A 5,041-nucleotide genomic window follows, 5' to 3' on the forward strand; every position below is an offset into this window, starting at 1 on the left:
CGCTAACTGAGCGTGCTTGTCTTCGCGGATCTGCTCCAGGCTCTTGGTGCTGAATACAACCGCCTTGTAGCCGAAGAAGCTGAGTATGAGGTTGAGGAGCTTCATGCCGCCTGCTCCCGTTCGCTCGCGAAGCCATAGACGCGGGCCAGGAACTCTTCTGCGCTCTGGAAAAATGCGATGAACTCAGGCTCGCCCATCTTGTCGAGCGCGATGGATGATGGAATAGCGACCGTCATCCCGTTCGGCAGGCGCACGAGATCCACCAGGCCAGTTTCGAGCTTGATGACCTCGTGAAGCTTTTCAGCGCTGATCGACATTCCCGTTGAGGCGACGGCCTCATGGAGCAAGGACCAGTAGGCGCGGAGGCGGTCCAGGTTCCGCCACTCCTTGACCTCGATGCGGACGCGCTGCCCGTTCGCAACGCCGTCGAGGGCGCGTAGGTCATAGCCCATCTCAGGCATCAGCACGTTGCCCTTGCGGATGAAGCTGTAGACGGGCTTATCAGGCTTCTTGGCCATCAGCGCTGCTCCTTCTTCTGAAAGGAGAGGCTTTGGAAGCGCCCCTTTGCGCCTTCCTTGGTCCACGCGGATACCCAATACTCAACGCCATCGATGAGCGCGGTTCCCTTCGCATGCGGGTGAGAATCCTTTTCCCGCTTGTCGTTCTTGAAGAGGGTTCCGCTGTTGTCTTTTTGCTCGTAGGCCATGGTGTGTCCCTTCCGCCGCCAGCATTCGCGCTGGCGGCTTCTCTGTTAACCGGCTTGGAAATTGTCCGCGTAGGCGTTGCCCTTTGTTGTTGGGCGATCACCGGGAAAAGTGTCGTCGTCGGGCATGCCGTTGATAAGGATGTTGCGGCGCTTGTTGATTTCTTCCTTGGCGAGGTCGCGCCAGTGAGCCGGCCACTTGTCGCGCTCGGCGATGTTGGACCAGCCCAGCGCCAATTTGGTCAGCATCGGGACCGTTTCAGCCTCCAGCAGCTCGGCCTGGAACGCGGCCCAATTGTCGGGGCCAGTGTCCTTTTTCAGCGCATGAGCTGTAGCCATGCCAGTTTGCGGGTTGACACCGACTTGGCGCTTGGGCTTTTCTGCCGGCGCTTCCGCGAATTCGTCGCGCATGGTGTTCACATACTTGTCGTCGTCAAACATCCCCATGTGGACATCGGCGCCGACGCCGATCATCTTCAGAGCATTAGTCACCGCATCGGTGAACGCCTTCTTGAAGGCCTCATCGTCGCTCTTGAGCCCGCTCGAAAACTTGTTAACGACCTTATCGCCGCCGACGCCATAGACGCGGCAATCCTTGTCCTCATGGTGATACCAGACTGAGGCGGTGCAATAGACGAGCATTTCGGAATCGCTGCCGGGAACGACTTGGAAGACCGGCTCGCCAACGCCCCAGCCGAAGCCGCAGGGGCCGAACTCTTCCGTCATGCGGCGGTAGGACCACATGGGCTTGATAGCGGTTCCCTTGAAGCCGCCACCGCGCGTGAACGCTTTTGTATGTGCCGGGTCGGTGCGCCCGAGCAAATCCCATAGCTTTGTGTTCTCGGTCATTGGAAAGCCCTCACGGTTGTTTTGTAATGCTGCCAGTAGCGAAGCGCCCGGCGCATCTCCAAGCGATGCGAAAACCGCCATCCCGGCGTCCTGTCCCGGATCAGCCGGCGCGCTTGGGCGCGGCATTCCCTGGCAATGCGAAAGTCGGTATCGGCCTGCCAGCGAGCGACCACATCGGGGATGATGGAAAGATCATGCCGGGTCATGACTGCACCGACTGGTATGACGGGAACTCTACAGGCCCGCAGTAGGCAAATATGAAATCGCCATCCTCGTCATGGGTGCACTTCCATGAGCCTTTCCACCCGCCTTCGAAGTCTTCGACTTCGTCTTCCTTTGCCGGCGTCCAGTAGGCCCAACCCTCGTAGTCATCGAAATCGTATATTCGGTGACCCTCCAGGTATTCGCTGTCTCCAGCGTGCATCACGCGATACCAACCTTCGGCTGGTGGGATAGCTGGATTTTGCTTGATCCAGATCAGCGTCATGCTGCCATCCTTTCCGGGGTGATCTCGGCTAGATCGGCAATCCGTGCTGCTTCCTCCGGCTCCAGTCCGGCGTTGAGCAGTAAATTGTAGTGGTGGAACCGCCTCTCCCAATCGGTCTGGAAGCGGAGCAATCGTGCTGCTTCTAGGATGTCCATCACGCATCCTCGTGGCCGCGAACGTCATTTGGACGAGGGTATGTCGTCCACGTTTTCTTGCCGTCACGGGTTACAGGGTGTAATTCCCTAACCGAAACATCTTCAACTTCGCTCTCGTCTGGGTCGATCTCGAAGCTGTCTTCCATAAGCTCCGCATCGACCACCATCTTTGCGGCTTCGAGGCTTTCCGCTTCGATCTCTCGGAATGCCTCTCCAGAAATCCGGTAAGTCACATAGAAACGAGCCATCACGCGGCCTCCATCTCGTTTGCCCAAGCCGCCTGCGCTGTCTCATCGGCGTAAATCGCCAGCTCGATTGCGCGGAACAAATGGGCCTGGAATGTGCTATCGTCCTTGGCAGGACGGGTGAGGGCCATGAAGCCAGGGACACGAGCCTTCCGACCGGGGCGAAGTGCTGACGGCATCGACACGAACCGGTCGCCGCGAAGCACGATGTGCCTGACGAAGAAATCACCGTTTGCCGGGTCATTCAGCGCCAGTTCGGCAGTTCCCCAGAAGGAGCCGAAGAACAGGCCGTCCTGCTCAATCTCAAGCTCTTCGAACGTGTGATTGATCGAATGGCTGTCAGCGAGAGGCTGGCGGGAGATAGCAGCGGCAGCGTTCATGATTGCACCGAAGCGGCTGCGAGTGACCAATCGACCTCGCCGGTCTCAGCCAGGTTTCGTAGAACCTTAGCCGCGTCTTTCGGAGTGATTTTGTCGTATTTTCCATAGTCATATGGCGGCGTGAACAGATCGTCTGCCAAGTCCGAATCCAAGCCAAGAACTAGGCGGCCGGTCCACGCTGGGTCTACCATCTGGCCGCCAAAAACATGGGCCGCCCAGCCGGCGATGCAACCCACTGTGCCGCAGTGCCATTTGCCCATGTTGAAGCTCTCAAGCGGAGCTTCGCTGGCGCGGTCTTCCACCGCACCATGCGGCAAACCTTCGATCACATCTGCCAGCATGAGAATTCGTTCGGCGTTCATGGCATTTCGTCTCCTTGAGGGAGTTGAGAGATGGGGGTCAGGCGGCAACGATGGTTGCGCCGGCCAGCGAAATCAGCAGCAGATCGATCTTGGTTTCGTCCAACATGCCAATGAGAACTTCCGCGTGCGGGGCGATCTCTTTGATTTTCGCGACCGCCTGCTTTCGCTTCGCTTCCAGGTTTGCGTCGGTGCGGGCCATCTCGTCTGTTCTCCGTTAGTTGCGGGAAGGGGTGGTCAGACGACGGTCGTTCTGCTTCAGAATGCGGCGCTCTTCCTCGACGCGCTTGATCGCGCCATCGATGCTGAAATCGTCGGAACAAATTTCCCCGAGGCGAAGAGCATAGGTGGCAACGGTTCATGCTTGACCTCTCGCAGCAATGACTGTTTTGTTTGCATCGTCACCAATGCGGTGGAGAACGTCGAATGCCTCGGTATTTTCGAAAGCCCACTTTTCGCGATGGCATCTCGCAGCTAGTAGTAACAAAGCCTCACATACTGTCCTATATGTGCCGCCGTTATACAGGCAGACCACATCCGCCAACGTCTCCACATCGATGACAGGTCGGGGCGCTGGGTGGCTGATCGGATAGCCAAGCATCACCCTCCCGTCAGCATCGACGAATGTCGTCATGACACCGAGGTCGAACTGGCGGTTGAGTTCAGCTTGGAGCGCCGACATGATCTCTTGCTTATTCATGATGAAACCTGCGATACAGCGGGATGATACGGTGTTCATCTTTTGCTTCTTGGTTTAGCCAAAAGCTAAGCTTTCGCGGATCGTATTTCTCGGCAAGCATCACCGTGCGCTTTCGACGACCGCCCAGTCTTTCAACGATGTACGCTATCGGCTCCGGGGCGCACAGAATGAGAGAGTGGCCAACTTCATTAAGGCCCTTCTCTCGGCAATCCTCGCAGAGGTTTGGAGCCTGAAACATATTGGACTTACAGTAGTCGCAGCGTTGATCGGTCGCGTTCATTTTCGTGTGCCTCCATTGGTAGTTGGGGGGTCGCCTGCGGTGGGTCCCGGCTCATCACGGCAAGCCGGGTAAAAGCTACAGTTGCAATAGCGGTCCGGGTACTTCTCGCAAGGCTTGGGTGTTCCACCAAGCCAGCGCCGATTATCAACGGGCAGCAGCATGCGAGCCTTAACTGCTGCCAACGCCTCATCTAGCTCACGACGAGCGCCAGCGGCGTAAATCCCCTCCGCGTGGGCAACTACTGCTGACGCATCAACCAAGCGATTTAGCATCTCTTCAATCTTCTCGAATTCTGTGATCTCGGCCATTGTCTCATGTCTCCGTCATTGTACTTTTCTGGAGGGAAGGGAGTTCAGCCGTGCGGGTGTTTGTGAAAGTGCCGGTCCATCTCTTCGTTTTCGAGACGGCGGCGCTCCTCCAATTCTGTTTCGCGCTGCTGCTCTTCTTCGCGAGCGGCTCGGCAATCCAGGCATTCGTCGGCGGCGAGCAGCGAGCGCTGACGCTCGGCCTCGGCAACGGAACTTGCGGTTCCTGCCGGCGTGTAGACGGTCGCGCCCTTGCGGAAATTCTTCGGCTCGACGTAATGGCCGAACTCGTAGACGCCGGATGCAACCTTGCGGACGTAGGTGTTGGAGGTCTCTGCGCTTCCGGTCATTGTCCATGTCCTCTCGGTGCGATTGCGGGGGTCAGGCGAAGCGCTCTGGGTTCGCGATGAAGCGGTTGTATGCCCAGACATAGACGTTGAAGGCAGCAAGCCACGGAACCGCGCCGCCGCGCTTCTCGACGTACTTGCGCTGCTCGTTCTGAGCGAAGGCTTCGGCTGCTGCTTCGAGGTTCGTCATTGTCCATGTCCTCTCTGGGGGCGGAAGGGGCTGGGGAGGGT

At 58.0% G+C, this 5,041-nt stretch carries 14 protein-coding genes; all 14 read right to left on the reverse strand.

The window, feature by feature from the left end:
• Nucleotides 1-101: 101 nt before the first annotated feature.
• The 14 genes from EOC06_RS12045 to EOC06_RS40115 all read right to left on the reverse strand — a co-directional run bounded on the left by EOC06_RS12045 (nt 102) and on the right by EOC06_RS40115 (nt 5,000).
• On the reverse strand, nt 102-518 hold the full coding sequence (locus EOC06_RS12045) for a hypothetical protein (RefSeq protein ID WP_128307848.1): 417 nt from the start codon (nt 516-518) through the stop codon (nt 102-104).
• Nucleotides 518-706: a hypothetical protein gene (locus EOC06_RS12050; protein WP_128307849.1), complete on the reverse strand. Its 189-nt coding sequence runs from the start codon at nt 704-706 to the stop codon at nt 518-520. Before EOC06_RS12050 ends, EOC06_RS12045 begins: the two co-directional genes overlap by 1 nt.
• A 45-nt stretch (nt 707-751) precedes the next feature.
• A complete protein-coding gene (locus EOC06_RS12055) occupies nt 752-1,633 on the reverse strand; it encodes a hypothetical protein (RefSeq protein ID WP_128307850.1) in 882 nt (293 codons plus the stop codon).
• Nucleotides 1,634-1,754: 121 nt separating this feature from the next.
• Complete coding sequence (locus EOC06_RS12060) at nt 1,755-2,039, reverse strand: hypothetical protein (RefSeq protein WP_128307851.1); 285 nt, start codon at nt 2,037-2,039, stop codon at nt 1,755-1,757.
• Entirely contained in the window at nt 2,036-2,194 is a 159-nt protein-coding gene (locus EOC06_RS40105; RefSeq protein ID WP_164898550.1) for a hypothetical protein, read from the reverse strand. Before EOC06_RS40105 ends, EOC06_RS12060 begins: the two co-directional genes overlap by 4 nt.
• A complete protein-coding gene (locus EOC06_RS12065; RefSeq protein ID WP_128307852.1) occupies nt 2,194-2,442 on the reverse strand; it encodes a hypothetical protein in 249 nt (82 codons plus the stop codon). Before EOC06_RS12065 ends, EOC06_RS40105 begins: the two co-directional genes overlap by 1 nt.
• On the reverse strand, nt 2,442-2,819 hold the full coding sequence (locus EOC06_RS12070; RefSeq protein WP_128307853.1) for a hypothetical protein: 378 nt from the start codon (nt 2,817-2,819) through the stop codon (nt 2,442-2,444). Before EOC06_RS12070 ends, EOC06_RS12065 begins: the two co-directional genes overlap by 1 nt.
• Nucleotides 2,816-3,181: a hypothetical protein gene (locus EOC06_RS12075; protein WP_128307854.1), complete on the reverse strand. Its 366-nt coding sequence runs from the start codon at nt 3,179-3,181 to the stop codon at nt 2,816-2,818. The genes EOC06_RS12070 and EOC06_RS12075 overlap by 4 nt, the downstream gene beginning before the upstream one ends.
• Nucleotides 3,182-3,218: 37 nt before the next feature.
• Entirely contained in the window at nt 3,219-3,380 is a 162-nt protein-coding gene (locus tag EOC06_RS40110; RefSeq protein ID WP_164898551.1) for a hypothetical protein, read from the reverse strand.
• Nucleotides 3,381-3,536: 156 nt separating this feature from the next.
• The gene (locus tag EOC06_RS12080) at nt 3,537-3,878 is read right to left on the reverse strand and encodes a hypothetical protein (RefSeq protein WP_128307855.1); all 342 of its coding nucleotides are present in this window, start codon (nt 3,876-3,878) and stop codon (nt 3,537-3,539) included.
• The gene (locus EOC06_RS12085) at nt 3,871-4,158 is read right to left on the reverse strand and encodes a hypothetical protein (RefSeq protein ID WP_128307856.1); all 288 of its coding nucleotides are present in this window, start codon (nt 4,156-4,158) and stop codon (nt 3,871-3,873) included. The genes EOC06_RS12080 and EOC06_RS12085 overlap by 8 nt, the downstream gene beginning before the upstream one ends.
• Nucleotides 4,155-4,466 carry a hypothetical protein gene (locus EOC06_RS12090; RefSeq protein WP_128307857.1) on the reverse strand — a complete coding sequence of 104 codons (312 nt, stop codon included), beginning with the start codon at nt 4,464-4,466 and terminating at the stop codon, nt 4,155-4,157. The genes EOC06_RS12085 and EOC06_RS12090 overlap by 4 nt, the downstream gene beginning before the upstream one ends.
• A gap of 44 nt (nt 4,467-4,510) precedes the next feature.
• Complete coding sequence (locus EOC06_RS12095) at nt 4,511-4,813, reverse strand: hypothetical protein (protein WP_128307858.1); 303 nt, start codon at nt 4,811-4,813, stop codon at nt 4,511-4,513.
• Between the two features lie 31 nt (nt 4,814-4,844).
• Entirely contained in the window at nt 4,845-5,000 is a 156-nt protein-coding gene (locus tag EOC06_RS40115) for a hypothetical protein (protein ID WP_164898552.1), read from the reverse strand.
• Between the last annotated feature and the right edge of the window lie 41 nt (nt 5,001-5,041).

Origin of the sequence: Mesorhizobium sp. M7A.F.Ca.MR.362.00.0.0 (assembly GCF_004023175.1) — a bacterium.
Lineage (GTDB): Bacteria > Pseudomonadota > Alphaproteobacteria > Rhizobiales > Rhizobiaceae > Mesorhizobium.

Excerpts from the sequence above, each read along its gene's own strand:
- EOC06_RS12045 (WP_128307848.1), bottom strand. The coding sequence starts at position 518 with ATGGCCAAGAAGCCTGATAAGCCCGTCTACAGCTTCATCCGCAAGGGC.
- EOC06_RS12050 (WP_128307849.1), bottom strand. The coding sequence starts at position 706 with ATGGCCTACGAGCAAAAAGACAACAGCGGAACCCTCTTCAAGAACGAC.
- EOC06_RS12055 (WP_128307850.1), bottom strand. The coding sequence starts at position 1,633 with ATGGCGGTTTTCGCATCGCTTGGAGATGCGCCGGGCGCTTCGCTACTG.
- EOC06_RS12060 (WP_128307851.1), bottom strand. The coding sequence starts at position 2,039 with ATGACGCTGATCTGGATCAAGCAAAATCCAGCTATCCCACCAGCCGAA.
- EOC06_RS40105 (WP_164898550.1), bottom strand. The coding sequence starts at position 2,194 with ATGGACATCCTAGAAGCAGCACGATTGCTCCGCTTCCAGACCGATTGG.
- EOC06_RS12065 (WP_128307852.1), bottom strand. The coding sequence starts at position 2,442 with ATGGCTCGTTTCTATGTGACTTACCGGATTTCTGGAGAGGCATTCCGA.
- EOC06_RS12070 (WP_128307853.1), bottom strand. The coding sequence starts at position 2,819 with ATGAACGCTGCCGCTGCTATCTCCCGCCAGCCTCTCGCTGACAGCCAT.
- EOC06_RS12075 (WP_128307854.1), bottom strand. The coding sequence starts at position 3,181 with ATGAACGCCGAACGAATTCTCATGCTGGCAGATGTGATCGAAGGTTTG.
- EOC06_RS40110 (WP_164898551.1), bottom strand. The coding sequence starts at position 3,380 with ATGGCCCGCACCGACGCAAACCTGGAAGCGAAGCGAAAGCAGGCGGTC.
- EOC06_RS12080 (WP_128307855.1), bottom strand. The coding sequence starts at position 3,878 with ATGAATAAGCAAGAGATCATGTCGGCGCTCCAAGCTGAACTCAACCGC.
- EOC06_RS12085 (WP_128307856.1), bottom strand. The coding sequence starts at position 4,158 with ATGAACGCGACCGATCAACGCTGCGACTACTGTAAGTCCAATATGTTT.
- EOC06_RS12090 (WP_128307857.1), bottom strand. The coding sequence starts at position 4,466 with ATGGCCGAGATCACAGAATTCGAGAAGATTGAAGAGATGCTAAATCGC.
- EOC06_RS12095 (WP_128307858.1), bottom strand. The coding sequence starts at position 4,813 with ATGACCGGAAGCGCAGAGACCTCCAACACCTACGTCCGCAAGGTTGCA.
- EOC06_RS40115 (WP_164898552.1), bottom strand. The coding sequence starts at position 5,000 with ATGACGAACCTCGAAGCAGCAGCCGAAGCCTTCGCTCAGAACGAGCAG.